2 protein-coding genes are annotated in these 2,086 nt (G+C 44.4%); both read left to right on the top strand.

Features of this window, described 5'->3' with window-relative positions:
- The coding region (locus BIZ39_RS22100; protein WP_222936747.1) for a hypothetical protein at positions 1-195 on the top strand (195 nt) is incomplete at its 5' end.
- Positions 196-370: 175 nt separating this feature from the next.
- Positions 371-1,870, top strand: a complete 1,500-nt coding sequence (locus BIZ39_RS21395; protein WP_015067461.1) for an IS91 family transposase — start codon at positions 371-373, stop codon at positions 1,868-1,870.
- Positions 1,871-2,086: the final 216 nt, after the last annotated feature.

Genomic DNA, 2,086 nt, shown 5'->3' with positions numbered 1-2,086 from the left:
GTATTACGCAATTGGCTAAAGAAGCGGTTGCTGGTGCAAATCAATAAGCACGCTTTAGTCATTAGCTTAAAGAGAAAAAACCTGCTTTATGCAGGTTTTTTTATGTTCATAATTAGTATGTGTTGTTTAACAAAAAAACACATACTGTGCGGCTCAAATGTACGTAAAGCGGTCGTTGAGGCATTGAGGTTCTAATGGCAGCTATGAGCGAATAGCAGACGTTAGAGGAGCCTCCGTTGTAGACTAGCTATCTGATCGTATACCGGTCGTTCAGATAACCACGAACCACTGCCAATTTCTGTCACTCTGGTCAGTTTACTTACCAGCCCAACAAGGTACACTACAGACTTTTACATTAGCAAGGATGCTGATGTTAGCTGCAGAGCAATACACCTATCAACGCCATCGTCCAGAGCAAACATTGCTCTATCAACTTGTTGAGAAACATTACCCTGCCTTCGCCGAGATGATGCAATCTCAGGGAAAGGCATTACCATACCATGTGATCAAAGAGTTTGAAGAGTTTCTTAAGTGTGGTCGACTTGAGCATGGATTTCTGCGCATAGTCTGTGATGACTGCAAACATGAGAAGCTTGTAGCTTTCAGTTGCAAGCGAAGAGGTTTCTGCCCGAGTTGCGGAGCTCGAAGGATGGCTGAGAGTGCGAAACTACTGGTTGATGATGTATTGCAGGGTTACCCTGTTAGGCAATGGGTGTTAAGCTTACCTATTCCCCTAAGGTTATTACTCGCCAGATACCCCAAAGAACTCAGCAACGTCCTGCAAATCGTTCACCGCGCAATTTCCACAGACATCATCCATCGTTCAGGCTACTTGAAGAAGCAGGCTAAGACAGGGGCAGTCACCTACATTCAGCGTTTTGGTAGTGCGCTTAACTTAAATATACATTTCCATATGCTGTTCCTTGAAGGTGTCATCACACAAGAGCATGGAAAAATGACATTTAAGCGAGTCAAAGCGCCGAGTCATTCCAATATGGAGGCGTTGGTAAACACCATCAGCCAGCGCATCGCACAATATCTCGAAAAAGCAGGGCTAATTCAACGCGACATTGACAATACCTATCTGGACTTGCCAATTAACGATGAAGACAGCTTGTTACCACTGCAAGCTGCTTCGGTCAGCTACCGGATCGCAGTTGGTGCAGATACTGGTAAAAAAGTGTTTACTTTGCAAACCATGCAAGCAAAAGATCCTGATCACTTAGGACAACTCGCAAAGATAGCTGGATTTAGCCTACATGCAGGGGTCTTCGCAGATGCAGATCAACCAGAAAAACTAGAAAGATTGTGTCGTTACATCGCAAGACCTGCAATAAGCGAAAAACGCTTAAGCCTCACAACGACAGGTAATGTCAGATACGAACTCAAGACACCCTACAGCAATGGTACGACTCACGTATTCTTCTCGCCGATTGACTTCATTAGTAAGCTAGCTGCCTTGGTACCACCGCCTAGACTGAATCTGACGCGGTTTTATGGCGTGTTTGCGCCAAATGCCAATGTACGAGCAGAAGTAACTGCTTCACAACGCGGCAAGAACAGCCCTCGTTTAGCAGAGCATCTGAAAGATTCAGATAAGCCCTACCAGGCGCGCAGCATGTCATGGGCACAGAGGTTAAAACGTGTATTCAACATTGACATTACCATTTGCGAAGCTTGCACAAAGGCGAATGTCAAAATCATCGCATGCATTACAGAGCCTGCCGTCATCCAAAAGATACTCTGGCATTTGGATAAGCAAGATTCACCAATTACCGCTAATTCTTGCAGAGCGCCGCCACTGATTGAGTCAAAACAAATAACAACTGACGATTACGTTATTCAGAGAGATTTCAACTTTGGCGCTTAAGGGCTCCACCGCCAATATAGCTTGAACACTCATGTGTTGAGGCATCATGTTGCACATATCGAGAGAATTTTTCAGTCCCAATGATCAGCCTATTTTCTTATCTTGACTACACTTACTTCGTAATTGCTTCCTGTTTTTGGACCTAAATCGCATGAAACAAGCCTTAAAGCCAGCTGTCACAGAGGATAGTAAATAGCGTTAATTTGTCTTAAACTC

Origin of the sequence: Alteromonas sp. BZK5 (assembly GCF_014349115.1) — a bacterium.
Classification (GTDB): Bacteria; Pseudomonadota; Gammaproteobacteria; order Enterobacterales; family Alteromonadaceae; genus Alteromonas; species Alteromonas macleodii.
Note: the sequence above shows the minus strand (reverse complement) of the source record. Positions and strands in the feature narration are given on the sequence as shown.

Coding starts and splice junctions, on each gene's coding strand:
- BIZ39_RS21395 (WP_015067461.1), top strand. CDS start 371: ATGTTAGCTGCAGAGCAATACACCTATCAACGCCATCGTCCAGAGCAA.